This window comes from Rhizobium sp. N324 (assembly GCF_001664485.1).
Classification (GTDB): Bacteria; Pseudomonadota; Alphaproteobacteria; order Rhizobiales; family Rhizobiaceae; genus Rhizobium.
The window spans coordinates 177,139-201,943 of sequence record NZ_CP013635.1 but is presented as its reverse complement, the minus strand read 5'-3'; the positions used below and the strand labels follow the sequence as shown (position 1 = coordinate 201,943).

The 24,805-nt window shown below is 61.4% G+C and carries 28 protein-coding genes; 23 read left to right on the top strand and 5 right to left on the bottom strand.

Translation table 11 applies throughout. The features are described 5' to 3' along the window. Nucleotides 1–53 precede the first annotated feature (53 nt). The 8 genes from ehuB to doeB all read left to right on the top strand — a co-directional run bounded on the left by ehuB (nt 54) and on the right by doeB (nt 7,302). Nucleotides 54–902 (top strand): ectoine/hydroxyectoine ABC transporter substrate-binding protein EhuB, encoded by an 849-nt coding sequence (ehuB, locus tag AMK05_RS30920; protein ID WP_064844050.1) that lies wholly within the window; start codon nt 54–56, stop codon nt 900–902. A 75-nt stretch (nt 903–977) separates the two neighbouring features. After that, nucleotides 978–1,637, top strand: a complete 660-nt coding sequence (gene ehuC / locus AMK05_RS30915) for an ectoine/hydroxyectoine ABC transporter permease subunit EhuC (protein ID WP_064844048.1) — start codon at nt 978–980, stop codon at nt 1,635–1,637. Nucleotides 1,638–1,641: 4 nt separating this feature from the next. Continuing rightward, complete coding sequence (gene ehuD / locus AMK05_RS30910) at nt 1,642–2,301, top strand: ectoine/hydroxyectoine ABC transporter permease subunit EhuD (RefSeq protein WP_064844045.1); 660 nt, start codon at nt 1,642–1,644, stop codon at nt 2,299–2,301. A gap of 1 nt (nt 2,302) precedes the next feature. Beyond that, entirely contained in the window at nt 2,303–3,082 is a 780-nt protein-coding gene (eutA, locus tag AMK05_RS30905) for an ectoine utilization protein EutA (protein WP_064844043.1), read from the top strand. Nucleotides 3,083–3,086: 4 nt separating this feature from the next. Continuing rightward, nucleotides 3,087–4,088, top strand: a complete 1,002-nt coding sequence (eutB, locus tag AMK05_RS30900; protein ID WP_064844041.1) for a hydroxyectoine utilization dehydratase EutB — start codon at nt 3,087–3,089, stop codon at nt 4,086–4,088. Next, complete coding sequence (gene eutC / locus AMK05_RS30895) at nt 4,085–5,077, top strand: ectoine utilization protein EutC (protein WP_064844039.1); 993 nt, start codon at nt 4,085–4,087, stop codon at nt 5,075–5,077. The genes eutB and eutC overlap by 4 nt, the downstream gene beginning before the upstream one ends. 28 nt (nt 5,078–5,105) lie before the next feature. Next, the gene (doeA, locus tag AMK05_RS30890; RefSeq protein ID WP_064844037.1) at nt 5,106–6,287 is read left to right on the top strand and encodes an ectoine hydrolase DoeA; all 1,182 of its coding nucleotides are present in this window, start codon (nt 5,106–5,108) and stop codon (nt 6,285–6,287) included. A gap of 7 nt (nt 6,288–6,294) precedes the next feature. Beyond that, a complete protein-coding gene (doeB, locus tag AMK05_RS30885) occupies nt 6,295–7,302 on the top strand; it encodes a N(2)-acetyl-L-2,4-diaminobutanoate deacetylase DoeB (RefSeq protein ID WP_064844035.1) in 1,008 nt (335 codons plus the stop codon). A 24-nt stretch (nt 7,303–7,326) separates the two neighbouring features. Here the strand turns inward: doeB and AMK05_RS30880 are convergent, their stop codons facing one another. After that, nucleotides 7,327–9,144 (bottom strand): methyl-accepting chemotaxis protein, encoded by a 1,818-nt coding sequence (locus AMK05_RS30880; RefSeq protein ID WP_064844032.1) that lies wholly within the window; start codon nt 9,142–9,144, stop codon nt 7,327–7,329. 454 nt (nt 9,145–9,598) lie between these two features. Between AMK05_RS30880 and AMK05_RS30875 the strand changes: the two genes are divergently transcribed. From AMK05_RS30875 to AMK05_RS30830, 10 genes are all read left to right on the top strand, one after another. Further along, nucleotides 9,599–11,350: a methyl-accepting chemotaxis protein gene (locus AMK05_RS30875; protein WP_064844030.1), complete on the top strand. Its 1,752-nt coding sequence runs from the start codon at nt 9,599–9,601 to the stop codon at nt 11,348–11,350. A gap of 365 nt (nt 11,351–11,715) precedes the next feature. After that, nucleotides 11,716–12,555 (top strand): transporter substrate-binding domain-containing protein, encoded by an 840-nt coding sequence (locus AMK05_RS30870; RefSeq protein WP_064844028.1) that lies wholly within the window; start codon nt 11,716–11,718, stop codon nt 12,553–12,555. Nucleotides 12,556–12,621: 66 nt separating this feature from the next. Next, on the top strand, nt 12,622–13,284 hold the full coding sequence (locus tag AMK05_RS30865; RefSeq protein WP_064844026.1) for an amino acid ABC transporter permease: 663 nt from the start codon (nt 12,622–12,624) through the stop codon (nt 13,282–13,284). A 4-nt stretch (nt 13,285–13,288) separates the two neighbouring features. After that, entirely contained in the window at nt 13,289–13,948 is a 660-nt protein-coding gene (locus tag AMK05_RS30860) for an amino acid ABC transporter permease (RefSeq protein WP_003591527.1), read from the top strand. Nucleotides 13,949–13,958: 10 nt separating this feature from the next. Then, nucleotides 13,959–14,729, top strand: a complete 771-nt coding sequence (locus AMK05_RS30855; protein ID WP_064844024.1) for an amino acid ABC transporter ATP-binding protein — start codon at nt 13,959–13,961, stop codon at nt 14,727–14,729. 202 nt (nt 14,730–14,931) lie between these two features. Further along, the gene (locus AMK05_RS30850) at nt 14,932–15,684 is read left to right on the top strand and encodes a GntR family transcriptional regulator (RefSeq protein WP_064844022.1); all 753 of its coding nucleotides are present in this window, start codon (nt 14,932–14,934) and stop codon (nt 15,682–15,684) included. After that, complete coding sequence (locus AMK05_RS30845) at nt 15,678–16,463, top strand: transporter substrate-binding domain-containing protein (RefSeq protein WP_064844020.1); 786 nt, start codon at nt 15,678–15,680, stop codon at nt 16,461–16,463. The genes AMK05_RS30850 and AMK05_RS30845 overlap by 7 nt, the downstream gene beginning before the upstream one ends. 79 nt (nt 16,464–16,542) lie before the next feature. Further along, nucleotides 16,543–17,214 (top strand): amino acid ABC transporter permease, encoded by a 672-nt coding sequence (locus tag AMK05_RS30840; RefSeq protein ID WP_064844018.1) that lies wholly within the window; start codon nt 16,543–16,545, stop codon nt 17,212–17,214. After that, a complete protein-coding gene (locus tag AMK05_RS30835; RefSeq protein ID WP_064844016.1) occupies nt 17,211–17,870 on the top strand; it encodes an amino acid ABC transporter permease in 660 nt (219 codons plus the stop codon). Before AMK05_RS30840 ends, AMK05_RS30835 begins: the two co-directional genes overlap by 4 nt. Continuing rightward, nucleotides 17,848–18,573 carry an amino acid ABC transporter ATP-binding protein gene (locus tag AMK05_RS30830; protein ID WP_064844014.1) on the top strand — a complete coding sequence of 242 codons (726 nt, stop codon included), beginning with the start codon at nt 17,848–17,850 and terminating at the stop codon, nt 18,571–18,573. The genes AMK05_RS30835 and AMK05_RS30830 overlap by 23 nt, the downstream gene beginning before the upstream one ends. A 139-nt stretch (nt 18,574–18,712) precedes the next feature. Here the strand turns inward: AMK05_RS30830 and AMK05_RS30825 are convergent, their stop codons facing one another. The 4 genes from AMK05_RS30825 to AMK05_RS30810 form a co-directional block, all read right to left on the bottom strand. Continuing rightward, on the bottom strand, nt 18,713–19,084 hold the full coding sequence (locus tag AMK05_RS30825; RefSeq protein ID WP_064844012.1) for a type II toxin-antitoxin system RelE/ParE family toxin: 372 nt from the start codon (nt 19,082–19,084) through the stop codon (nt 18,713–18,715). Continuing rightward, entirely contained in the window at nt 19,084–19,341 is a 258-nt protein-coding gene (locus AMK05_RS30820) for a ribbon-helix-helix domain-containing protein (protein WP_064844010.1), read from the bottom strand. Before AMK05_RS30820 ends, AMK05_RS30825 begins: the two co-directional genes overlap by 1 nt. 244 nt (nt 19,342–19,585) lie before the next feature. After that, nucleotides 19,586–20,320 carry a PspA/IM30 family protein gene (locus tag AMK05_RS30815; protein WP_064844009.1) on the bottom strand — a complete coding sequence of 245 codons (735 nt, stop codon included), beginning with the start codon at nt 20,318–20,320 and terminating at the stop codon, nt 19,586–19,588. Continuing rightward, complete coding sequence (locus tag AMK05_RS30810; RefSeq protein WP_064844007.1) at nt 20,317–20,763, bottom strand: YjfI family protein; 447 nt, start codon at nt 20,761–20,763, stop codon at nt 20,317–20,319. The genes AMK05_RS30815 and AMK05_RS30810 overlap by 4 nt, the downstream gene beginning before the upstream one ends. Before the next feature lie 105 nt (nt 20,764–20,868). Here AMK05_RS30810 and AMK05_RS30805 point away from each other — a divergent pair, with 105 nt between their 5' ends. The 5 genes from AMK05_RS30805 to AMK05_RS30785 are packed head-to-tail and all read left to right on the top strand — an operon-like array spanning nt 20,869 to nt 24,781. Then, nucleotides 20,869–21,924, top strand: coding sequence for an ion channel (locus tag AMK05_RS30805; RefSeq protein ID WP_064844005.1), 1,056 nt, complete (start codon nt 20,869–20,871; stop codon nt 21,922–21,924). Beyond that, on the top strand, nt 21,921–22,580 hold the full coding sequence (locus AMK05_RS30800) for a YjfK family protein (protein WP_064844002.1): 660 nt from the start codon (nt 21,921–21,923) through the stop codon (nt 22,578–22,580). Before AMK05_RS30805 ends, AMK05_RS30800 begins: the two co-directional genes overlap by 4 nt. Nucleotides 22,581–22,613: 33 nt before the next feature. After that, nucleotides 22,614–23,015: a DUF350 domain-containing protein gene (locus tag AMK05_RS30795; protein WP_054185218.1), complete on the top strand. Its 402-nt coding sequence runs from the start codon at nt 22,614–22,616 to the stop codon at nt 23,013–23,015. A 13-nt stretch (nt 23,016–23,028) separates the two neighbouring features. Next, nucleotides 23,029–23,622, top strand: a complete 594-nt coding sequence (locus tag AMK05_RS30790) for a DUF1190 domain-containing protein (protein WP_064843999.1) — start codon at nt 23,029–23,031, stop codon at nt 23,620–23,622. A gap of 1 nt (nt 23,623) precedes the next feature. Next, nucleotides 23,624–24,781, top strand: coding sequence for a glutathionylspermidine synthase family protein (locus AMK05_RS30785; RefSeq protein ID WP_064843996.1), 1,158 nt, complete (start codon nt 23,624–23,626; stop codon nt 24,779–24,781). Nucleotides 24,782–24,805 lie beyond the last annotated feature (24 nt).

Genomic DNA, 24,805 nt, shown 5'->3' with positions numbered 1-24,805 from the left:
ACATTGCCCGCGGACAACAAAACTCAAAGAGAAAGCCAGAGGAGTTGGGAACGATGAAAGCAGGACATGTTTTAAGCGCCGTCAGCCTGTCGGTGCTTCTGGTGACGGCTGGAGCTCCGGCATCCGCCGCCGATGACAAGCTCGAACAGCTGAAGGAACAGGGCTTTGCCCGCATCGCCATCGCCAACGAGCCGCCATTCACCGCCGTCGGTGCCGACGGCAAGGTTTCGGGCGCTGCCCCCGATGTCGCGCGTGTCATCTTCGAAAAGCTCGGTGTCAAGGAAGTGGTCGCCTCGATCTCGGAATACGGCGCGATGATCCCCGGCCTGCAGGCGGGCCGCCACGACGCGATCACCGCCGGCCTGTTCATGAAACCCGAGCGTTGCAATGCCGTCGCTTATTCCGAACCGATCCTCTGCGACGCCGAAGCTTTTGCCCTGAAGAAAGGCAATCCGCTGAAGCTGACGAGCTACAAGGATATTGCCGACAATCCGGATGCCAAGATCGGTGCGCCGGGCGGCGGCACTGAGGAAAAGCTGGCGCTCGAGGCCGGCGTGCCGCGTGACCGCGTCATCGTCGTTCCGGACGGCCAGAGCGGCATCAAGATGCTGCAGGACGGCCGCATCGACGTCTATTCGCTGCCGGTTCTGTCGATCCACGATCTGATGGCCAAGGCGAAGGATCCGAACCTCGAAACCGTCGCCCCCGTCGTCAATGCACCGGTCTATTGCGACGGCGCCGCCTTCCGCAAGCAGGACGTCGCTCTGCGCGATGCCTTCGACGTCGAGCTGAAGAAGCTGAAGGAATCGGGCGAATTCGCCAAGATCATCGAGCCCTACGGCTTCTCGGCCAAGGCGGCGATGTCGACCAGCCGCGACAAGCTCTGCGCCGCGGCCAAGTAATCGACGTGCGTATCCGGCCATGTCATGGGCGTGGCCGGATTATCGCGAAATAATCTCCAAAGAAGCGAGTTGCCGATGGCGGTATGGTCCGGCTATCTGACACTGATCCTCGAGGGCGCCCTGGTGACGCTCCAACTGACGGTCATGGGCTCGGCGCTGGCGCTTGTCATGGCCTTCCTGGCGGGCCTCGGCCGCCTGTCGCGCTTCTTTGCCGTTCGGGCTCTGGCGACCGCCTATATCGAGTTTTTCCGTGGCACTTCGATCTTCGTCCAGCTCTTCTGGGTCTATTTCGTGCTGCCTTTTGCCGGCTTGACCCTGACGCCGCTGCAGGCAGGCGTGCTGGCGCTCGGCCTGAATGTCGGCGCCTATGCGGCGGAGGTGGTGCGCGGCGCCGTCAAGGCCGTCGGGCGCGAACAATCGGAAGCCTGTGTTGCGCTCAACCTGTCGCGCTATCAGCGTATGCGCCACGTCATCCTGCCGCAGGCGCTGCCGCTGATGCTGCCGACCTTCTGCAACAATGCGATCGAGCTCTTGAAGGGCACGGCCGTCGTATCGCTGATCTCGCTGACGGATATGACCTTTCAGGCGCAGGTGGTGCGGGCGCAGACCGGCAATACGCTGGTGCCCTTCGCGACCATCCTCATTCTCTATTTCCTCATGGCCCTGGCGATTTCGGCGGCGATGCGCTGGCTGGAGCGGCGCATGGCCCGCAGCCTCGACGGCATAAGGACCTGATCGGATGGAATGGGATTGGGACTTCGTCTGGCAGATCATGCCGACCCTTCTCGAAGGGTTCAAGATCACTATTCTTGCCACTGTCCTCGGCGCTGCCGTCGCCATGGTCGTTGGCCTCGGTCTGGCGATTGCGCGACGGTCCCCGGTCGCCGCCATTTCCAGGACGGTCGGTTTCGTCTCGGAATTCATCCGCGGTACGCCGCTGCTGGTGCAGCTCTACTTCATCTTCTACGTGCTGCCGGATATCGGCATTCGGCTGTCGCCGCTCACCGCCGGCGTCATCGGCATGGGCATTCATTATGCGACCTATACCGCCGAGGTCTATCGCGCCGGCATCGAGAATGTGCCGCGCGGGCAATGGGAGGCGGCCAAGGCCACCAATCTGACGACGCGCCAGGCCTGGATCCACGTGGTCCTGCCGCAGGCCATCCCGCCGATGATCCCGGCGCTCGCCAATTATTTCATCGCCATGTTCAAGGAGACGCCGCTGCTTTCGGCGATCACCGTGCTCGAGCTGATGAACCAGGCGAAGAGCATCGCCAACAGCAACTATCGCTACATCGAACCGATGACGCTCGTCGGCGTCTTCTTCCTCGTCATCAGCCTGATCTCGGTCGCGGGCTTGCGCTGGCTCGAGGAGCGCTACGCCAGGATGGATGACTGAGATGACAGCAAAGATCGAAATCATCCCCGCCGGCCGGCTGCCGCGACTTGACGACCGGCCGCTCGAAAAGCGCATCGGCCTGATCATCCTGGCGACGGACCATACGACGGAAGTCGATTTCCGGCGTATGGTCGCCAGCGACCGCATCGGCGTCTATGTCAGCCGCATCCGTTACGCCAATCCGGTCACACCGGAGAATCTTCTGAAAATGCAGCCGTCTCTGACGGAAGGTGCTGCGCTGATCCTGCCGGATGAGATGCTCGATGCCGTCATGTATTCCTGCACCTCCGCCTCGGTCGTCATCGGCGACCGCAATATCGAAGCGGCGATCCACGCCTCCAAACCCGGTGCTTCGGTGGTAACGCCGACGGCGGCGGCGGTGAAAGGCCTGCAGACGCTCGGCGCCAGGCGGATTTCGGTGCTGACGCCGTATACGATCGAGACCAGCCGGCCGATGGCGGATTATTTCGCGGATCTCGGCTTTACGATCGACCGTTTCACCTGCCTCGGCCTGAGTGACGATCGTGAAATGGCGCGGATTGCGCCGGATGACATCGCATCCCTCGCACGCCAGGCGCTGGCGCCGGAATCCGATGCGCTGTTCATCTCGTGTACCGCCGTGCGCGCAGCCGAGGTCGCCGCCCGCATCGAAGCCGAGACCGGCAAGCCCGTGGTCACCAGCAATCTGGCAACCGCTTGGGCCTGCCTGAGGCTTTGCGGCGATGACCAGGCGCGGCCCGAACTCGGGCAATTGATGACCAAACCCTACGGGAAAGGCTGAGATCATGGTCAGCACCTTGCCCGTTTCGCTGGAGGATATTCGCGCAGCGGCGCGGCGGATCGCCGGCCGGGTTGTCGCAACGCCGATGGTGCAATCCGCAGCGCTTGGCGACATTGCCGGCGTTCCCGTTTGGCTGAAGCTCGAACACCATCAGACGACCGGCAGTTTCAAGCTGCGCGGGGCTACCAACGCAGTGCTCGCGCTGTCGCCGGCAGAACGTGCGCGCGGCGTCGTCGCCGCCTCGACCGGAAATCACGGCCGGGCGCTTGCCCATGCGGCAAAGGCTGAAGGTGCCGTCGCGACGATCTGCATGTCGCGGCTGGTGCCGGAGAACAAGGTTGCGGAAATCCGCCGCCTCGGCGCCGAGATCCGCATCGTCGGGCAATCACAGGACGAAGCGCAGCAGGAGGTCGATCGGCTGGTCGATGAGGAGGCACTGGTGATGGTGCCGCCCTTCGACCATCCGGCTGTGGTGGCCGGGCAGGGGACGCTGGGGCTAGAGATCATCGACGCCTTGCCGGAAGCGGCGACGGTGCTGGTGCCGCTCTCGGGCGGTGGCCTGGCGGTAGGCGTCGCCGCCGCGATCAAGGGCGTCAATCCGAAGGTGAAGGTGATTGGCCTGACGATGGAGCGGGGCGCGGCGATGAAGGCGAGTCTCGATGCCGGGCGGCCGGTGCAGGTTGAGGAACTACCCAGCCTTGCCGACTCGCTCGGCGGCGGCATCGGCCTCGACAATCGTGTGACCTTCGCCATGTGCCGCGCCCTTCTCGACGACGTCATCCTGCTGACGGAGGCGGAAATCGCCGCCGGCATGCGCCACGCTTATGCCGCCGAACGCGAGATTCTGGAGGGCGCGGGCGCGGTCGGCGTCGCGGCGCTGCTTGCGGGAAAGATCGGCTCCAGCGGCCCCGTCGTTGCGATCCTGTCCGGGCGAAATGTCGACATGGAACAGCACCGCCGGGTGATCAACGGTGAGACGGCAATGTTCGGGGAGGATGGCCGATGAGCCGGATGATCATTCTGACGGAGGCGCAATTGCGAGAGATCGTCGGGCTCGACCGCGATGCGGTCGCCTGCATCGAAGAGGCTTTCGCAGCGCTTGCGACCAAAGCCGTCGCCATGCCGCCGATCCTGCGGCTCGACATTCCGGACTATCGCGGCGAGATCGATGTGAAAACCGCCTATGTCCCCGGCGTCGACGGCTTCGCGATCAAGATCAGCCCCGGTTTCTTCGACAATCCAAAGATCGGCCTGCCGAGCACCAACGGCATGATGGTGCTGCTGTCGAGCCGGACCGGCCTGGTGCAGGCGCTGCTGCTGGATAACGGCTATCTCACCGACATACGCACCGCGGCAGCCGGTGCCGTCGCTGCTAAACATCTGTCGCGGCACAATGCGTCGGTGGCTACCATCTTCGGGGCAGGCATGCAGGCGCGGCTGCAGCTTGAAGCGTTGAGGCTGGTGCGGCCGATCCGCGAAGCGAGGATATGGGCGCGGGATGCCGCAAAGGCCGAAGCCGCCGCGGGGGAATTGAGCGGAAATCTCGGGTTTCCCGTCACTGCGATGTCGGACCCGAGAAAGGCAATCTCCGGCGCCGATCTCATCGTCACCACCACGCCCGCGGAAAGCCCCGTCATTAAGGCCGGGTGGCTGGAATCCGGGCAGCATCTGACGGCCATGGGCTCGGATGCGGAGCACAAGAACGAGATCGACCCGGCGGTCATCGCCGACGCCGGCCTCTATGTCGCCGACAGCCTGAAGCAGACGCGGCGTCTCGGCGAGCTGCATCACGCAATCGATGCCGGGCTGGTCGCGGCCGACGCGGTCTTCGCCGAGCTCGGCCAGATCGTCGCCGGCAGGGTGCCGGGACGGACGAGCGACGACCAGATCACCATCGCCGACCTCACCGGGACCGGCATCCAAGACACCGCCATCGCCACCCTCGCCTTTGCCCGCGCCGGTGCGGCGAATGCCGGGACCCCATTCGAAAGCTGACCGGCATTTGCCGGAGAAGGGAAGAAACATGACCCAGCCCAATCTCAAATTCTCGCTCGGCGAATATGCCGCGCGGCTGGAAAAGACACGGCGCGCCACGGAGGCGAAGGGTGTCGACCTGCTTATTGTCAGCGATCCGTCCAATATGGCCTGGCTGACCGGCTATGACGGCTGGTCCTTCTACGTGCACCAGGCGGTGATCGTGCCGCCGCAGGGCGAACCGATCTGGTTCGGCCGCGGCCAGGATGCCAACGGCGCCAAGTTCACCACCTATCTGAAGCACGACAACATCGTCGGCTATCCCGATCACTACGTGCAGTCGACCGAGCGCCATCCGATGGACTATCTCGCCGGCATCCTGACCGAGCGCGGCTTCGGCAAGCTGACGATCGGTGTCGAGATGGACAATTACTGGTTTTCGGCGGCCGCCTTTGCGGCGCTGCAGAAGCACCTGCCGAATGCGCGCTTCGTCGACGCGACCGCGCTGGTCAACTGGCAGCGCGCGGTCAAGAGCGAGACCGAAATCAAATATATGCGCAATGCCGCCCGGATCGTCGAAGCCATGCACGCGCGCATCTTCGACAGGATCGAGGTCGGCATGCGCAAATGCGATCTGGTGGCGGAAATCTACGATGCCGGCACCCGCGGCGTCGATGGCATCGGCGGCGACTATCCGGCCATCGTGCCGCTGCTGCCGTCCGGTGTCGAAGCATCCGCGCCGCATCTGACCTGGGACGATCGGCCGCTGAAGAAGGGCGAGGGTACCTTCTTCGAGATTGCCGGCTGCTACAACCGCTACCACCTGCCGCTGTCGCGTACCGTCTTCCTCGGCAAGCCGACCCAGGCTTTTCTCGACGCGGAGAAGGCGACGCTCGAAGGCATGGAGGCCGGTCTTGCTGTCGCCAAGCCCGGCAATAGCTGCGAGGACATCGCCAATGCCTTCTTCGCGGTTCTGAAGAAATACGGCATCGTCAAGGACAATCGCACCGGTTACCCGATCGGCCTGTCCTATCCACCGGACTGGGGCGAGCGCACCATGAGCTTGCGTCCCGGCGACCGGACGGAATTGAAACCCGGCATGACTTTCCATTTCATGACCGGCCTCTGGCTCGACGACATGGGTTTCGAGACGACCGAAAGCATTCTCATCACCGAAAGCGGCGTCGAATGCTTCGCAAACGTGCCGCGCAGACTGATGGTCAAGGATTGAGGCTGTCATGACTGAGATTGGCTTGCGACCGTCGCCGATCAGCGCGACGGTGGATTTCGCCGCCGAGGGCGTCCAGCACGGTTTCCTGCGTCTGCCTTACAGCCGCGACGATTCCGCCTGGGGCTCGGTGATGATCCCGATAACGGTCATCCGGAACGGCAAGGGACCGACAGCGCTTCTGACCGGCGGCAATCACGGCGACGAGTATGAAGGACCAATCGCGCTCTTCGATCTTGCCCGCACGCTGAAGGCCGAGGAGGTGAGCGGCGCTGTCATCATCGTGCCGGCGATGAATTATCCGGCGTTCCTGGCGGGAACCAGGACGTCGCCGATCGACAGGGGCAACATGAATCGCAGCTTTCCGGGCCGGCCGGACGGCACGGTGACCGAGAAGATTGCCGACTATTTTCAGCGTGTGCTTCTGCCGATGGCGGATCTCGTGCTCGACTTTCATTCCGGCGGCAAGACGCTCGACTTTCTGCCGTTCTGCGCAGCCCATATCCTGCCGAACAAGCAGCAGGAGGCGAAGGCTTTCGATTTCGTCACGGCCTTTGCCGCACCCTATTCGATGAAGATGCTGGAGATCGATGCGGTCGGCATGTACGACACCGCCGCCGAGGAGATGGGCAAGGTCTTCATCACCACGGAACTCGGTGGCGGCGGCACCGCCACGGCCAAAACTGCGGCGATCGCCAAACGCGGCACCATTAACGTGCTGCGCCATGCCGGGATCGTCGCCGGCGCTGTCGATGCCGTTCCGACGACCTGGCTCGACATGCCGGACGGCCGCTGTTTCTCCTTTGCGGAGGAGGGCGGATTGATCGAACCGGTTATCGATCTCGGTGAGGCCGTCACGGAGCATGCTGTGATCGCCCGCATCTATCCGACCGGAACAACCGGCATGCCCCCCCACGAAATCCGCGCCGGCATGGACGGCATTCTCTGTGCTCGGCATTTCCCGGGCCTGGTCAAATCGGGCGATTGCGTTGCCGTCGTTGCAACTGTCGACAAGTGAGGTGAAAGGATCTCGGCCGAGTGGTCAAGCGGCTTGACGCGGCCTTGACATGCTGCTTGCCGCATCGATCTGAAAGCGCCTGACGACGCCTTCTAATCTCTGCGTTTGGGCGCCGAGCGCGCGGCAGGCAGAAGCGGTTTCGACGGCCATGGCCGCATTGTGTTGCGTCACCTGGTCGAGGGCGTTGACGGCGGCGTTGATCTCGCGGATCGCGACCGCCTGTTCGGAGGATACAGAAACGATCCGGGCGATGAGCCCAGCAACCTGCTCGACCTGTCCTTCGATTTCCTGAAGCGCCTTGCCGGTGCGGTTGACAAGCTCCACGCCGGTGGAAACCTGAGACGAGGACGTGGAAATCAGCGCCCTGATCTCCTTGGCGGCGTTGGCCGAGCGCATGGCGAGTTCGCGCACCTCCTGCGCCACGACGGCGAAACCCTTGCCGGCCTCACCGGCGCGGGCAGCTTCAACGCCGGCATTGAGCGCCAGGAGATTGGTCTGGAAGGCGATTTCATCAATGACGTTGACGATGTCGCCGATCTGCGACGACGAGCCTTCGATCCGTTCCATGGCGGCGATCGCTTCGCGCACGACGGCCGCCGAACGTTCGGCGCTGGTGCGGGTCTCAGTCATCATGCCGGTTGCCTTGCCGGCATGTTCGGCGGCGTCTTTCGCCTTGGCATTCATCTTGTCGAGTGCGGTTGTGGCCTCTTCGAGCATGGCAGCCTGCTGTTCCGTGCGCAAAGCGAGACTCTCGGTTGCACCCGTAATGTCGGCCGAGGAGCTATCCACTTGTTTGGAGGTCTGGGCGATTTCGGCCATCGAGGCGCAAAGCGCGTCCATACTGTCATTGAACTTGGCGCGCAAAGTCTCGTACGCGGCGGCAAAGGGCGTGGCGATCCGGCAATCGAGATTTCCGTGTGATAGCTGGTCCAGGCCATAGGTCAGCTGAGCGATCACCGTTTCGCGGATCTGCTCGTCGGCGGCTTTGTCGGCCATCTGGCTGCGTTCGCGTTCAAATTCCGCATCGCGAAGCGCTGTCTCGCGCTTCTGCGCGTCCTGCCGCTCGAGTGCGTTGCGACGGAAAACCGCCACGGCCTTGGACATGGCGCCGATCTCGTCGGAACGGCTGGCATAGGGAACCTCGGTTGAAAAATCGCCGTCTGCGAGGTTGCCCATATAGGCCTTCATGCCGTCGAGCGGCACGATCGCCCGGCGGCGCAGCAGATAGAGCCCGACCAGCAACAAAGCGAAGGATCCGAGGCCGGCGCCACCGGCGTAGATCGTCCAGGTGACGATTTCCGAGGCGGCATTGTGTTCCTCGCCCTTCAGGAAGGCGTCGGAATTGGCGACGAGTTTCTCGACCGCGTCCTGGTGCGAATGAAAGGCGACGCGCAACTGCTCGATCGCCCCGTGCGCCTTGTCCTCGTCCTTGGCGTTCAGGGCAGGGATGATTTCGCGGTCCATCACGTCCCAGAATGTATCACCCTTGGCAAGCACATCGTTTTCAAGCTCGTCCTTCAAAGACTGCGGCAGCCGGGTGGTTTTCCAATAGGCGCGGCGGTCGTCGTAGGCGGCCTTGAGATTGGCGATCTTGGCAAGATTGGTGTCGGTGAGTTCGGGAAATTTGCTCGCCTCGAAGGAAAGCATGTAGGATTCGACCACAAACAGCGGCGGCGGCAGAATATCGGCGATCAGGTCCTTGCCATAGACGACCTGCTCGTAAACCGGGCCGTTGACCTTCAGCCGTTCGAGCGCCGATTGCTGCAATCCGATCGACATGAAAAGGCCTGCTGAAACGGCGACACCAAACGCCACCAGGCTACGGGCAATAGTAAAAGCCAAGGCTATTCTCCAAATAACTTGTGGCCTTTCCGCGTCGAGAGGCCTGATCTACGTACCGCATTATTTCGCACGAACGCTGAAATATGGTTAATTCTTTTGGGTATCAGAAGTTGATCGGCCTGCCTGGGGCGGAGGCAGGCGTCCAAAATTGGGGTGATTCGAGGCAGTGGCTGTTTTAGTCTCGCTGACGCGCTGAAGCGGATGATGAGCGGTATATTCATCTGAAAGGAGATATGACCGAAGCCCGGTTTACCGTACGAAGCGCAAAGGCGTCTGATCTGGCACGACGGCTTGCTCGCCGCGAAAATCGCTCAGTCGATGAGCGCAACATTCATTTCAGGACGAAAGCAGGCCGCTAAACCTTATATTAATCATTAAATCCCCATTAATAAGCATGGGCAAATATTCGCGACCTGTCCGAATTGACTGCGATGAAATCTGGGGGGATTTACGAGTGAGCATTCTTGATCGTGGTGCAAATGCTGTCGCGGCTCTTGCCGCTCTATCGAACTCGCAAGCCATGATCGAATTCGACCTGTCCGGCACGATCCTCACCGCGAACGAAAATTTCTGCAGGGCGCTCGGCTATGAGTTGCGGGAGATCGCGGGACAACATCACCGCATGTTCGTCGAGCCCGCCTATGCGTCCTCGGCGGAATACAAGGCCTTCTGGACGAAGCTGTCAGCCGGGAAATTCGATCAGCAGCAATATAAGCGGCTCGGAAAAGGCGGCCGCGAGGTCTGGATCGAAGCATCCTACAATCCGGTGTTCCGGCGCGGCAGACCGGTCAAGGTCATCAAGATCGCAACCGATATCACTGCGCAGAAGCTGAAATCCGCCGAGGATGCGGGCAAGATCGACGCATTGTCGCGCGCTCAGGCGATCATCGAATTCACGCCGACCGGCGAAGTTTTGAACGCCAACGAAAATTTCCTCGCCGCCCTCGGCTATTCGCTTTCTGAGATCCAGGGCAAACATCATTCGATGTTCTGCGAAGCCGACTATTCGAGATCGGAGGCTTACAAGGAATTTTGGCGCAAGCTTGCGAGCGGCCAGTTGATCGCCGACGAATTCATGCGTGTCGGAAAGGGCGGACGGAAGGTCTACATCCAGGCCTCCTACAATCCGATCTTCGACCTGAACGGCCAAGTGTTCAAAGTCGTCAAGTTTGCCACCGATGTCACGGCGCGCGTCGAGAATGTCGAACAACTTGCCTACTGCCTGACAAATTTTGCCGACGGCGATCTGTCGCAGACGATCCGGAAGCCTTTCATTCCCTCACTGGAGCGGCTGCGCACCGACTTCAACAGCGCCTCGGAAAAACTGAAGGACGCAATGGCAACGGTCGCCGAAAATGCCAAGGCGATTTCGGCTGGTTCCAACGAAATCCGCACGGCAGCCGATGACCTGGCAAAACGCACCGAGCAGCAAGCGGCATCGGTCGAAGAGACGGCGGCCGCGCTGGAGGAAATTACCACCACGGTCAAGGATTCGAGCCGCCGCGCCGAGGAAGCCGGTCAGCTGGTGGCGCGCACCAAACACCATGCGGAGCATTCCGGCCAGGTGGTGCGGGATGCGATCGGAGCGATGGATCAGATCGAAAACTCGTCACACGAAATTTCAAACATTATCGGCGTCATCGATGAAATCGCCTTCCAGACGAATCTTTTGGCGCTCAATGCCGGCGTAGAGGCGGCGCGGGCAGGGGAGGCCGGCAAGGGTTTTGCGGTCGTTGCTCAGGAGGTCCGTGAGTTGGCCCAGCGGTCGGCGAAAGCCGCGAAAGAGATCAAGAGCCTGATTACCGCGTCCGGTTCGCATGTCGCCAACGGTGTCGCCCTCGTCACGAATGCCGGATCGGCGCTGCGGGAAATCACGAGCCAGGTTCACGACATCAATACCAATGTCACGGCGATCGTCGAGGCGGCGCGCGAACAATCGACGGCGCTCGGCGGTATCAGCCATGCCATCAACACTGTCGATCAGGGAACGCAGCAAAATGCCGCCATGGTCGAGGAGCAGACTGCCGCAAGCCATGGCCTTGCCAGGGAGGCTGCCGCACTCTTCAAGCTTCTCGAGCAGTTCCGTTTCGAGGACGCGCCGAAATCACGGTCTTCGTCAACGCCGGCGGTTTTGAAAGTCGTCCGCACGGCCTCGGCTCACGGATCAGCGGCTGGCGCACTGAAGTCCGATTGGGAAGAATTCTGATCCAGCTCAAATCAAAGCTACAGCGTCCTTTGCACGTCTGAAAAGGGCGTGGCGCTGAGGGGCTGAGAACCGTTTCGCGGGATGTCGGTTTCTTCCTCGTTTCCAACAACGAGGAGATCGCCGACGGCTACGACGCGGCTTCCCTATCCATTCACCGAAACGATCGGAGCGCAGCCAGGCGACCAGCCTGTAGGCGGGTGGAAAATGCTGCACTGCCAAAATTATCGCCACGCGCGTTTCTGCGCGTTTTTTCGGCATGGCCCATTGACAATTCATCCCTGACGGCACTTGATACGTTATTCCAGTAAAACAGACATGCGTCCATTATACTGGAATAATCGGAAAGTATCCATAAGGGGAACGCCATGACCATTTCCTTTCGCACCGGCGTGATGTCGCTGGTCGCCGCCGCCTTGTTGTCCACGCCTGTGCTGGCCGAGGGCAGCAAGCTCGATGAAGTGCTGGCCCGTGGCCACCTCGTGCTCGGCACGGGCAGCACCAATGCGCCCTGGCACTTCAAGAGCGCCGACGACAAGCTTCAGGGTTTCGACGTCGACATGGGCCATATCATCGCCAAGGCACTCTTCGGCGATCCTGAGAAGATCGAATATGTGAACCAGTCCTCCGACGCCCGCATCCCGAACATCACCACCGACAAGGTCGACATCACCTGCCAGTTCATGACCGTGACAGGCGAACGCGCCCAACAGGTCGCCTTCACCATTCCTTATTATCGCGAGGGTGTCGGCCTGATGCTCAAGGCGGACGGAAAATATGCCGACTTCGCGGCGCTCAAGGCCGCCGGTTCCTCCGTCACTATCTCGGTTCTGCAGAACGTCTATGCCGAGACGATGGTGCATGCGGCCTTGCCGGAGGCGACCGTCGATCAGTATGATTCCGTCGACCTGATCTATCAGGCTCTGGAGTCGGGACGTGCCGATGCCGTCGCCACGGACCAGTCGTCGCTTGCCTGGTACATGACGCAGAACCCGGGGCGTTACAAAGATGCCGGCTACGGCTGGAATCCGCAGACCTATGCCTGCGCCGTCAAGCGCGGCGACCAGGACTGGCTGAACTTCGTCAACACCGCCCTCCATGAAGCCATGACCGGCGTCGAATTCGACTTTTACGCCAAGTCCTTCAAGACCTGGTTCGGCAAGGATCTGACGCCGCCGCAGATCGGCTTTCCTGTTGAGTTCAAGTAAGGGTCATGCGGAGCGGGATTGTTCTCCCGCTCCGCTGACGCGCCGTATTCTGAAAGGGCGGCCCGCATGGGTTACACGCTGAATTTTGCTGCCGTCTGGCGCAACTTCGATTTTCTTTTGAGCGGGCTTGCGCTCAGTCTCGGCCTGGCCGTGATCTCGATCCTGATCGGGGCTGCGATCGGTCTCGTCGTGGCCTTTGCGCTGACCTCCAAAAACCGCTTTGCGGTGGTGCCGGCGCGGGTCTATGTCACGGTCATTCGCAACCTGCCGATCCTCGTCCTGGTGCTTTTCGCCTTTTTCGCGCTGCCGCAGATGGGGGTGCGCCTCGACAAGATAAAAAGCTTCGTGCTGGTTCTCTCCCTCTATTCCGGCGCCTATCTGGCCGAGGTGTTCCGCGCCGGCCTGTTGTCGATCCCGCGAGGGCTGACCGAAGCCGGCCTCGCCATCGGTCTGACGGGAATGCAGATCCGCAGCTCGATCATCGCGCCGCTGATGCTGCGCAACGTGCTGCCGTCGCTGTCTTCGACGATCATCTCGCTGTTCAAGGACACCTCGCTTGCCGCCGCCATCGCCGTGCCGGAACTGACCTTTGCTGCCCGCAAGATCAATGTCGAAAGTTTCCGCGTCATCGAAACCTGGATGGTCACCTCGGCCCTCTATGTCGTGACCTGTTTCCTCATCGCCGCCGTGATGCGCTTCGTCGAGCGCCGTCTGGCCCTGCCGAGATAGATCAATGTCCCACACCTTTCTCGAACAGCTCTGGATCGCCCGCTACGTCATCATCAACGGCATCGGCGTCACCGTGTCCATCTCGCTGTTGGCCATTCTGGCCGGGTCCGTGCTCGGCGTTTTCGTCGGCCTGGCGCTCGTCTATGGCGGCGTTGTTTTGCGTCTGATCGTGCGCGCCTATACGGATATCATCCGCGGCACGCCGGTGCTCGTGCTGGTGCTGGCAAGCTACTATGTCTCCGCCGCCGTCGGGCTCGATCTCGGACCGTTCTCCGCCGGCGTGCTCGCCCTGGCGATCTTCTGCTCCTCGCATGTCGGTGAAATCGTCCGCGGCGCGCTTCAGGCGATCCCGAAGGGGCAGACCGAAGCCGCCAAGGCGATCGGCCTGACCTTCACCCAGACCTTCACCTCGGTGCTGTGGCCGCAGGCGATGCGCCAGTGCCTGCCGGCCTGGGTGAATACGGCGGCCGAAATGGTAAAGGCCTCGACGCTGCTCTCCGTCATCGGCGTCGCCGAGCTTCTCTTGCGCACGCAGGAGATCATCTCCCGCAATTTCATGAGCCTCCAGTTCTATTTCCTGGCCGGCGGTCTCTATTTCATCGTCAATTACGGTATCGAGCACTTCGGCAAATATGTCGAGCGCAAGACCGCCCTGCCGTCCTAAGGAGCCCCCGATGGCCAAGACCATTCTCGACATCAAGGGTCTGCGCAAGACTTACGGCATCCACGAAGTCCTCAAAGGCGTCGATTGCGCCGTTGAAGAAGGCGAGGTCATTTCCATCATCGGCTCGTCCGGCTCCGGAAAGACCACCTTGCTGCGCTGCGTCAACATGCTGGAAGAATTCCAGGGGGGCACGATCAGCCTCGACGGCGAAGAGATCGGCTACCGCGTCGACGGTGCAACACGCCGCCGCAAGGGCGAGAAGGAGATTGCCCGCCAGCGCGCGCTGACCGGCATGGCCTTTCAGCAGTTCAATCTCTTCCCGCATATGAGTGCCGCCGAAAACGTCATGCTCGGCCTCGTCAAGGTGAAGAAAATGACGAAGCCGGATGCCCGCGCCGTCGCGGAAAAATGGCTCGATCGCGTCGGCCTTTCCGCCCGCGCGAACCATTATCCCGGTCAGCTTTCCGGCGGCCAGCAGCAGCGCGTCGCCATCGCCCGCGCCATTGCCATGTCGCCGAGACTGATGCTGTTCGACGAAGTGACCTCGGCGCTTGACCCGGAACTGGTGGGCGAAGTGCTGCAGGTCATCAAGGGGCTTGCCGCCGACGGCATGACCATGCTGCTCGTCACCCATGAAATGCGCTTTGCCTACGAGGTTTCGTCGCGCGTCATCTTCATGAACCAGGGCGTCATCTGCGAAGAGGGCGATCCGAAGGAGATGTTCGTGCGGCCGAAGACCGAACGGCTCGCGGAATTCCTCAAAACCTCGAGTTTCAACTAAAAAGCGCAAAGACGATCGGCGCGGCAGTTCGACCGCAGATCTGAAAGATCGCGGTCGAACCAACCGGCGTCTGCGGGCGCCGACGCCCGCACAAATTACATTCAATCTGCATTCCCGGCAGTCAAATTTCCCGCACAGCATTCGCGGCATCTTGAAAATCCTGAACACAGGATTTTGGCATGCGCTTTGCTTTCTGTCTTGTATGCAAGATAGCCACACATCCGAGACCACGCAGAAATCCATCGAGGCGACGATCGTCTCTGGCATCCTTTCTGCCAAGATCCGGCCTGGTATGCGTCTTGGCGAAAACCAGCTGGCAGCGCTCTTCGGCGTGTCCAGAACCCGCGTCCGGGAAGCGATGATGCGGCTGGAGACACGCGGCATCGTGCATGTCAGCCCTCGGCGTGGCTGGTTTGTCGTCGAGCCGTCCGCCGAAGATGCGATCGCGGTCTATGAGGCGCGGCGGATCGTCGAGGCCGGGCTGCTGCGCAGCATGCGGACGCTGACGGACGAGGGCAGCAAGGCGCTCGACGCCCATCTCACCGAGGAGCGAAATGCCATGGCGGCGGGCGACCGCCAGCGCCTGACCTATCTGATGGGCGATTTCCATATCCGCATCGCCGAATTGAGCGGCAACGCCATCATCGTCGATATCCTGCGCGACCTGACCGCGCGGACGATCCTCATTTCGATGCTCTATCAATCCGAATTTCACGCCGCACAATCCCACGAGGGGCACTGCCGCATCTTCGAGGCCATGCAGGCGGGCGATTTCGTCAGAGCTGCGGAACTCTCCGTCGAGCATCTCGACGACGTGGAAATGGGCCTCGACCTCACCGCCCGCCCGGATCCGCTTTCGGATCTGCGCAATTCCCTGTCGCTCCCGACCCAGGACCGTGTCCCCACCTCTCAGCCCCCAAAACGCAACTTCAAAGGAGTAATGAACGCATGCTGACAAGACGAGTTTTCTTCGCAATCGCGACCCTGGCGGCAGGCCTCGGCCTCGGCTCCGCTTCTCATGCCGATGCTCTCGCTGACATCACGGCGCGCGGTACGCTGCGTGTCGCGGTCCCGCAGGATTTCCCGCCGTTCGGCAGCGTCGGCACCGATATGGCGCCGATGGGCTACGATATCGACGTCGCCAATCTCATTGCCGAAAAGCTGGGCGTCAAGACCGAACTCGTGCCGGTCACCAGCGCCAACCGCGTGCCCTATCTGCAGACCAACAAGGTCGATCTGGTCATATCGAGCCTCGGCAAGAATGCGGAGCGCGAAAAGGTGATCGATTTCTCCGCAGCCTACGCTCCCTTCTTCAATGGCGTGTTCGCGCCGGCCGATGTTTCGATCGCCAAGGCGGAAGATCTCGCCGGCAAGAGCATCGGCGTCACGCGCGGCTCGGTCGAGGATCTGGAGCTGACGAAGATCGCGCCGGGCGACGCGACGATCAAGCGTTACGAGGACAATAACGGCACGATCTCGGCCTTCCTCTCCGGCCAGGTCGACACTATCGCTACCGGCAACGTCGTGGCGGCGGCGATCCTCGCCAAAAATCCCCCCAAGCGCCCGGAGCTCAAATTCCTGATCAAGAACTCGCCCTGCTATATCGGCCTCAACAAGGAGCAGGCGGCTCTTCTGGAGAAGGTGAACGGCATCATCGCTGCCGCCAAAACCGATGGCGCGCTGAACGCCATATCGCAGAAGTGGCTCGGCACCGATCTCCCGTCGGATCTCTGAACGACCCGGTCTTCCGGATGTCATCCCGCGCCCGCAGGCGGGATGACATCCGCTCGTCACCGCAAGAGGGGACAATTCCTTGAGCTATCATTTCGAATTCGGCTGGCTGCTTCAATATTACTCTGAGATCATCAAGGGCACACTGGTCACTCTGGAGCTGATCGCGATCGGCGGAGTGCTCGGCATTTTGCTCGGCATCGTCTGTGCGTGGGTGCGCGCACTCGGCCCGGCCTGGCTGAAACCTGTCGTTGCCGCCTATGTCGAACTGATCCGCAACACGCCATTCCTGATCCAGCTGTTTTTCATCTTCTTCGGCCTGCCGTCGCTCGGCCTCCAGCTTCCCGAATTGACCGCCGCCAACCTCGCAATGGTCATCAATCTCGGCGCCTACAGCTGCGAAATCATTCGCGCCGGCATCCAGGCAACCCCGAAGGGTCAGTTCGAGGCAGGCGAGAGCCTCGCCATGACGCGCTTCGAAACCTTCCGCCATGTCGTTCTCGTGCCGTCGCTGCAGCGCATTTGGCCGGCGCTGTCGTCGCAAGTCGTCATCGTCATGCTCGGCTCGTCGGTCGTGTCGCAGATCGCCGCCGAGGATCTGACCTTTGCCGCGAACTTCATACAATCGCGAACCTTCCGCGCCTTCGAGGCCTACATCGTCTCGACAGCCATCTATCTGGTGATGGCGATCCTGCTTCGGCAGGTGCTGGGCGTGGTCGGCGGCTTGATTTTCCCGAGGAGAAAAGCACGATGATCGAGTTCACCTTCTGGGACATCCTGCGCAACCTGCTGCTCGCCACCCGCTGGACGATCCTGCTTTCGCTCGTCTCCTTCGCCGGCGGCGGCGCGGTCGGGCTGGGACTGCTGTTCCTGCGCATCAGCAAGCGCAAGCCATTCAGGCTGCTTGCGAAATATTATATCGAGCTGTTCCAGGGTACGCCGCTGCTGATGCAGCTCTTCATCGCCTTTTTCGGTCTCGGCCTCTTCGGCATCGACGTGCCGGCATGGCTTGCAGCGGGATTGGCGCTCACCCTGTGGAGCGCTGCCTTTCTCGCCGAGATCTGGCGAGGCTGCGTCGAATCGGTCGCCAAAGGCCAATGGGAAGCCTCCGCCAGCCTCGGCATGGTTAGGCTGCAGCAGATGCGCTACGTCATCCTGCCGCAAGCGCTGAGGGTCGCCATACCGCCGACGGTCGGCTTCTCCGTCCAGATCGTCAAGGGAACGGCGCTGACCTCGATCATCGGCTTCGTCGAACTGTCGAAAGCCGGCACCGTGGTCACCAACGCCACCTTCCAGCCCTTCACTGTCTACGGCCTCGTCGCCCTTATTTACTTCGCCCTCTGCTGGCCTTTGTCGAAAAGCAGCCAGATCCTGGAAAGGAAGCTCAATGTCGCTCATCGAAATCACTGAAGTTCGCAAGAGCTTCGGCGCCACCGAGGTGCTGAAAGGCATCAATCTCGATGTGCAGGCCGGCGAGGTCATCGCCATCATCGGCAAAAGCGGTTCGGGCAAATCGACCCTGCTTCGCTGCATCAACGGCCTGGAGACCATCACCGACGGCTCCATTTCCGTGGCCGGCGCGCAGCTCCTCGATGACGAAGTGCATCTGAAGGCCCTGCGCCTCAAGATCGGCATGATCTTTCAGCAGTTCAACCTCTTCCCGCACCTGACGGCGGGCGGCAACGTCATGCTGTCGCAGACGGTGGTCAAGAAGACCCCGAAGGCCGAAGCCGAGGCCATCGCCCGCAAGATGCTGGAGCGGGTGGGGCTGGGTCACAGGTTCGACGCCTATCCCGACGAACTCTCGGGCGGCCAGCAGCAGCGCGTCGCCATCGCCCGCGCGCTCGCCATGCAGCCGGCAGCCCTTCTTTGCGACGAAATCACCTCGGCGCTCGACCCGGAACTGGTCGCCGAGGTTCTGGCCGTCGTGCGCGAGCTTGCCGCGGAAGGGATGACGCTGCTGATGGTCACCCACGAGATGAAGTTCGCCCGCGACGTCTGCAGCCGGGTCGTCTTCATGCATCAGGGCAGGGTCCACGAGGTGGGCCGGCCGGAGGAGGTCTTCGCCAATCCGCAGACCGCAGAGCTGAAGCAGTTTCTCGGCGTCAATTAGAAACGACGACATACTCTCGCTTATGCCCGCCGGCGTCGTCGTCGGGGATGGCGCGCGGCTTTCCCGTGCGGAAGAAGACGAGGAAGAGGCCGCGAATGCCAGACTATTGTGTCCGGTGGGCTGCTCATGTCGACCGTGCTCAGGACTTCGACCGAGGATATCCCATCAACGCTTCATACTCTCTGTCGGTCACTCGTTCGGTTGTCCGCAACTGTGCGGGAATATCCATCCGCTCGTGCAAGACTGCGGCAATGACGAAGGTTGCATCGTCAGCGACAATGTAGACTGCGTAATGGTGCTCGATTTTGTGCAATCGGAAGAGCGAATTCCCGACGCGCTCGTCGCTCTTTGTCCTCATGCGGGCATAGGCTTCGGGAATGTCTTCAAATCCCGTCCGCAGCAGGCGGCCGTACACCTTTGCCTGTTCGGGGGACCATTTGCGTGTCGTTTCACGGATCGCCAGCCGATAGTTATCAAGTGCGGTCGGCAGGATGAGAATGCGCGGAGCCACTAGCGCAATTCTTCATCCAGTTCCGCGTCGACGGCATCCAGTGCCGAAAGGGGCAGCAGCTCTCCGCGCCGGAATTCGTCTTCCGCCCGCAGCAGCGAGCGAATGGCATAGCGGCGGTCCTCTTCGCGTGCCATATCTTCGCGAATAAGGGCACGCACATATTCACTCGGCGTTGTGTACTGGTTCTTCCCGTTGGCGCGCATATCGACGAAGGCGCGCATTTCATCGGGCAAGCTCACATGCAGGCTGCTGGTCATGCCGTGCCCTCCTCAAATTTCTGAATAAATTGTTCTGTATCCATCCCTCAATGTCAATATTTGACATTGAGGGATGGATCACTTGCAGGTAGGAACTCGCCAAAAGATACGGGAAGCCGTCTGACAAGGGCATCCAGCCGCGATAACGACGATAAACTCCTCCCGCTGCCAGAACCAACAAGCCCGCGCTCGAATCCGCAGACGTGCTGGGAACGGCAGGCAAGGCTGCCGTTCCCAGGGATTGTCAGTCTTTCTTGCCGGTGGGGGCGGGCAGCAGGACGGGCTCGGCCTGCTGTCTCGGCAGCATCAATTGAGCCAGAATGTCGTCGGCCGAATGGCTGGAGCCGCCAATGCCGGCTTCGCGCAGCTGACGATCGAGATCGCCGCCATTTTCCAGTGCGGCGAGCTCGGCACCGGCTTCGATGCGGCCGGCAGTGACTTCCTGGCGTTTCTTGATGCGTTCGAGACTTTCGACGGCGCTGCCGAGACGGGTGTTGATGCCCGACTGGTTGTGGGCGATCGCCGACTGAGCGCGCAGCAGCGACTCGTTGGCTTTGACGTTCTCCACCTCGCGCTTCATCTGCGCAATGCGGGCTTCGGTGTCCTGGATCGTGCGCAGCATCTGTTGCTGGCGGGGGAGCAGCCGATCGAGCTCTTCCTGGTCGCGCTGCACTTCGGCACGGCTGGTGGCGATGCGCTGCGCCAGACCCTGGGCGAGATCCGTACGGCCCGCCGAGATCGCAGCGCGAGCGCTGTCGGTATCCTTGGTCTCCTTGGCGCGGTTTTCTTCAAGCCGGCGCATGACGCTCTTGTTGGAAGCCATGATGCCGGCCAGATCGGATCGCGCCCGGCGCAGCGACTGTTCGGCGTCGCGGATTTCCTGGTCGAGAATGCGCATCGACTGGTTGTCGGCGGCGGCTTCCGCTGCCTCGTTGATGCCGCCGCGAATGGCGGTGAAAATCTTTCCCCAGGTGCTCACGCTGCAATCTCCCCGCTTTTCCATTCTTCAATCATATGTGCCGCATCGACGGCATTGGCCGCCAGAATCGCCACCTCTTCGACCACCGTGTCGGCCGGCGAATGTGCCGACAGCGAACCGAACAATTCATACCATTCCTCACCGTCGATGGTGGTGATGCCGAAGCTGGAAAGCGGCACGAATTTGTGCGTCTTAAGCACCATGCGTTCGAAGGCCTGGCGATTGGGTACGTCCTTGCACGGCAACAGAACGGCGCTGACAAGGATGTCGCGCTCACCGCTCACCGCGACGAAGACGTCGAGATCGCCTTTTTCCTTGAGGGTGACGCATATCACGTCGCCCTGTTCGGGCACGGCGACGTCGACATCGCCGAGTGCCTCCGGATCGGCGGCGAACAGGCGCGTTAAGGTGGTCAGGTTCCAGGTCTCCAAAAAGTCCTCCATCGGTTAGAATTTCGAAAAATATCTGGGTATTCGATATGCCACTTAAAGGGGTGGCGCGCTAAATAAATTTCGCTAGGTTACGCATCGGGAACGGGGGCGAATCGGGTGCCATTTATCGCTTCATTACTGCGGCGTGTATATCTCTCGCTCAGCGAATTGGCCTGGTCGGCCCTTTTTATTCTTCTCGTGATCCACCTGGCCGCCTCCTACCTGCTCTTTGTGCTGGTCGGCGAAGGCGATCTCGTCGGCAATCCGATCGATTTTATTTACTACTATATGGTGACCGCAACGACTGTCGGCTATGGAGATCTTTCCCCCAAATCGGGATTTGGCCGGATCATTGCTGTCCTGTTCGTTCTTCCCGGCGGCATTGCCATCTTCACCGCCGTTCTTGGCAAATTGTTGACAACGATCGGCACGATCTGGAGGAACCGTATGCGCGGATTGGGTGACTACAGCGAACGCACCGGCCATATCATCGTCCTCGGTTGGCAGGAGGGGCAGACACATCAGACGCTGCGGCTGCTGCATGCCGAACGGCAGGCCAACGAACCGATGAGCGTTCTGGTTGCCAAGGAGCTTTCCGAAAATCCCGCCAGCGACTACGCCGACTATATCAGAACCGAGCGGCTCGCCGATGCAGACGCTCTGATGCGGGCCGGGGTAGCGCAGGCCCGCGCGATCATCGCGCGCGGAGCAAATGACGACGAGACGTTGGCCGCCGTGCTGATTGCGGAAGACCATGCGCCCAATGCCCATATCGTCGCTTATTTCGCCGATGACCGCACAGCCCAGATGGTCAAACAGCTCCGGCCGCGCGTCGAGGCGGTGGGTTCGCTCGCCGAGGAGCTGCTGTCGCGTGCAGCCCGCGATCCGGGCTCTTCGGAGATCACCGCACGGCTGCTGTCGGCTGCCTCCACCGACACGGCCTTTTCGCTGCCGGTGCCGCCTTTGCAACGGCCGCTGCTCTACGGAGACGTGTTTTTAAGCCTCAAGCGTGAGCATCACGTGACACTGGTGGGCTTGATGAGCCAGGGCATCACCGACCTCAATTGCCGGGACGAGGTGCTGATGCGGGGCGGCGAGACCCTTTACTACATCAGTGGAATGCGGCTAGATCCCGCTGCCATCGCTTGGGCTCGAATGGGAGACGCATCATGATCGGCTGGTTCGGCAGAGACAAGAACGAAAAGCCCTTGCCCAGAGAACTCGGCCCCTTGGGCGCCGCCATCGGTGGAGCTCTGGAGATCGATTTCCTCTCCCTCGAGGCGGAGGCTTTAGGGGGCGAGCCGGCCATGCCGCTGCCGCGGAGCGGCCCCTTCATAATCGCCGGCTATGGCGAGATTTCGCTCGATGCCGCAACGGTTCTGTCACGTTACTACGATGAAGACCACCGGATGATCCAGGTGATGTCGGCGTCGGGCCAGCCGGGCGCCGCCGTCGACGACATCAGCTTTTATCAATCCTGGGACAGCGTCGTGCCTGCCGGGCAGAGCGAATGGCACCGCTGGACCGGGCCGGGCGGCCTGATCGGCCAGCCATCCTACGATGCCGACGGTATCCTTTATAGCCGCTTCTGGGGCGAAGGGCCGGAACGCGCGCAACTGGTGGAATTTGTCGAAAAGGTCGACGACGGCGACGTGCAGCGCTCCATTCACCAGACCTGCATGCTGTATTATCGCCCGCTTGGCTCGACCCGCGAAATGCTGCTGATCAACGTCGAGCGCGACCTCGACCTCGGACAAAGCCAGGCGGGAAGCTCGGTGGAATTTCTGATCGGTTACGGACTGGCTCCCGCCGATGTCCGCCGCGTCTGACACCCTATCAATTTCTGACGGAGGAGTTTTTCAATGCTCGATTACGTGGCGGGTCTGCCTGCCTTCCTTGGTTATTTCGCCATCGGTCTTGGCGCCTACGCTGTTTTCGCGGTGATCTACACATTCCTGACGCCGCAAAAGGAAGTCGAGCTCATTCGTGCCGGCAATCTCGCCGCCGTCACGGCATTCCTTGGCGCGCTTGTCGGTTTCAGCCTGCCGCTGGCGTCGGCTGCGGCCAATTCGGTCAGCATCATCGACTACATCATCTGGGCGGCGATCGGCATTCTGGCGCAGATCCTTGCTTTCTATATAGCGAATTTCACCATGCCGGACCTGCATGAGAAGATCACGGCCGACAATATCGCCGCGGGCATATGGGGCGGCGGCATCGCACTGGTCATCGGTATTCTCAATGCCGCCTGCATGACCTATTGAGGGGAGGGGAACGATGCGCAGACGTAAGAGCGGGCACAGACGACCTTTCCTCGCCCTTGGCACTATCGCTGCCTCGACCCTGGCGCTATCCGGTTGCGGCGACCAGACGCCTTCGGAGGTCATGTTCACCTCCGTCGACCAATGCGTGACCTCAGGCATGGACCGGCAGGTCTGCCAGGCCGGCTATCAGGATGCCATGCGGGCTCATCTCGCCACCGCGCCACGTTTCAACGGCATGGCGGCCTGCGAGGCCGAATACGGCGTGGGCCAATGCACGGAACAGCCGGCCAATTCAGTTCCCAACAATAGCGGCAGCTTCTTCACGCCGTTCCTGGCAGGCTACATGCTGTCTTCGGCACTGAACAACATCACCGACTATTCCGATTATCGCCGGCGCCAGGAGGCGAACGGCTACTACTACGGTTCGACGCCGATTTATCGCAATCGCGCAGGGCAGACGTTGACAACGACGGTTCGCTCGGGCGGGGCGGGCAGCGACAGTGTGACCGCGCCCTCGCGCCAGAGCGTCAAGCCTGTCAACGTCAACACCCGCACCGTCGCCCGTCAGGGCTTCGGGGGGCGTTCGTCGTTCAGTTTCGGCGGTTGACATGAAGCGTATCACCCTTCCGGCCCGTCCCGACTGGCGTGACAAGGCGCGGGCCGTCGGCTTCGGTTTTCACGTCATGTATGGCGAGCCCTACTGGCTCGACGATGCCGCCTATACGTTTACGCTCGATGAGATCGAGACGCAGATCGAAGAGCCGAGCCAGGAATTGCACGACATGTGCATGGATATGGTCGGTGATATCGTTGGGAGCGAAGAGGCGCTCGACCGGCTGGCCATTCCGGAGGATCTACGCGATGTGGTGCAGCGCTCCTGGCAGCGCCGCGACCGGCACCTCTACGGCCGGTTCGATCTTGCCTATGACGGCACCGGTCCGGCCAAGTTGCTCGAATATAATGCCGATACCCCGACCTCGGTGTTCGAGACAGCCTATTTCCAATACAATTGGCTGACCGACCAGATGGCTTTGGGTGCCCTGCCCAATGATGCGGATCAGTATAATTCCCTGCAGGAAAGCCTTGTCGAGGCGTTCGAGCAATTTCCGAAAGGGCCGATCTTCCACTTCGCCGTGATGACCGACAATGAGGAGGATCGAGGCACGACCGTTTATTTGATGGACTGCGCAGTGCAGGCCGGTCATCGCGTCGAGCTTCTCGACATAGGCGAGATCGGCATCGATGCGGAGGGCCGCTATACCGACCTGCAGGATCGCGTGATCGACCGCTGCTTCAAGCTCTACCCCTGGGAATTCATGCTGCGCGAGCCGTTCGCCCGCGAACTCGCGCGCTCCGGCGATGTCTTCATCGAGCCCGCCTGGAAGGCCGTGCTCTCCAACAAGGGGCTTCTGCCTCTGCTCTGGCAGCGCCACCCCAATCACCCCAACCTGCTGGCGAGCTATTTCGCCGACGACCCGGCGGCTTCTGCCTTGACGGATTATGTGCGCAAACCGCTGCTGTCACGCGAGGGCGAGAACGTCACGATATTCCGCGATGGCCGGGAATTTGTTTCCGCTCCCGGCGATTACGGCGACGAAGGCTTCGTCGTCCAGGCCTATGCCCCGCTTTTCGAAAGCGAAGGCGGCTTCGCCGTGCTCGGCAGCTGGGTCGTCGGTGATCGCGCCTGCGGCCTTGCCGTGCGCGAAGACCGCTCGCGCATTACCGCCAACCTGTCGCGTTTCGTGCCGCACGTCATTATCGATTGAGAGGGACAGATCCTCTTATGCAAA

Bases quoted from the DNA above. Each gene is read 5' to 3' on its own strand.
- ehuB (WP_064844050.1), top strand. From the start codon at position 54: ATGAAAGCAGGACATGTTTTAAGCGCCGTCAGCCTGTCGGTGCTTCTG.
- ehuC (WP_064844048.1), top strand. From the start codon at position 978: ATGGCGGTATGGTCCGGCTATCTGACACTGATCCTCGAGGGCGCCCTG.
- ehuD (WP_064844045.1), top strand. From the start codon at position 1,642: ATGGAATGGGATTGGGACTTCGTCTGGCAGATCATGCCGACCCTTCTC.
- eutA (WP_064844043.1), top strand. From the start codon at position 2,303: ATGACAGCAAAGATCGAAATCATCCCCGCCGGCCGGCTGCCGCGACTT.
- eutB (WP_064844041.1), top strand. From the start codon at position 3,087: ATGGTCAGCACCTTGCCCGTTTCGCTGGAGGATATTCGCGCAGCGGCG.
- eutC (WP_064844039.1), top strand. From the start codon at position 4,085: ATGAGCCGGATGATCATTCTGACGGAGGCGCAATTGCGAGAGATCGTC.
- doeA (WP_064844037.1), top strand. From the start codon at position 5,106: ATGACCCAGCCCAATCTCAAATTCTCGCTCGGCGAATATGCCGCGCGG.
- doeB (WP_064844035.1), top strand. From the start codon at position 6,295: ATGACTGAGATTGGCTTGCGACCGTCGCCGATCAGCGCGACGGTGGAT.
- AMK05_RS30870 (WP_064844028.1), top strand. From the start codon at position 11,716: ATGACCATTTCCTTTCGCACCGGCGTGATGTCGCTGGTCGCCGCCGCC.
- AMK05_RS30865 (WP_064844026.1), top strand. From the start codon at position 12,622: ATGGGTTACACGCTGAATTTTGCTGCCGTCTGGCGCAACTTCGATTTT.
- AMK05_RS30860 (WP_003591527.1), top strand. From the start codon at position 13,289: ATGTCCCACACCTTTCTCGAACAGCTCTGGATCGCCCGCTACGTCATC.
- AMK05_RS30855 (WP_064844024.1), top strand. From the start codon at position 13,959: ATGGCCAAGACCATTCTCGACATCAAGGGTCTGCGCAAGACTTACGGC.
- AMK05_RS30850 (WP_064844022.1), top strand. From the start codon at position 14,932: ATGCAAGATAGCCACACATCCGAGACCACGCAGAAATCCATCGAGGCG.
- AMK05_RS30845 (WP_064844020.1), top strand. From the start codon at position 15,678: ATGCTGACAAGACGAGTTTTCTTCGCAATCGCGACCCTGGCGGCAGGC.
- AMK05_RS30835 (WP_064844016.1), top strand. From the start codon at position 17,211: ATGATCGAGTTCACCTTCTGGGACATCCTGCGCAACCTGCTGCTCGCC.
- AMK05_RS30830 (WP_064844014.1), top strand. From the start codon at position 17,848: ATGTCGCTCATCGAAATCACTGAAGTTCGCAAGAGCTTCGGCGCCACC.
- AMK05_RS30820 (WP_064844010.1), bottom strand. From the start codon at position 19,341: ATGACCAGCAGCCTGCATGTGAGCTTGCCCGATGAAATGCGCGCCTTC.
- AMK05_RS30810 (WP_064844007.1), bottom strand. From the start codon at position 20,763: ATGGAGGACTTTTTGGAGACCTGGAACCTGACCACCTTAACGCGCCTG.
- AMK05_RS30800 (WP_064844002.1), top strand. From the start codon at position 21,921: ATGATCGGCTGGTTCGGCAGAGACAAGAACGAAAAGCCCTTGCCCAGA.
- AMK05_RS30795 (WP_054185218.1), top strand. From the start codon at position 22,614: ATGCTCGATTACGTGGCGGGTCTGCCTGCCTTCCTTGGTTATTTCGCC.
- AMK05_RS30790 (WP_064843999.1), top strand. From the start codon at position 23,029: ATGCGCAGACGTAAGAGCGGGCACAGACGACCTTTCCTCGCCCTTGGC.
- AMK05_RS30785 (WP_064843996.1), top strand. From the start codon at position 23,624: ATGAAGCGTATCACCCTTCCGGCCCGTCCCGACTGGCGTGACAAGGCG.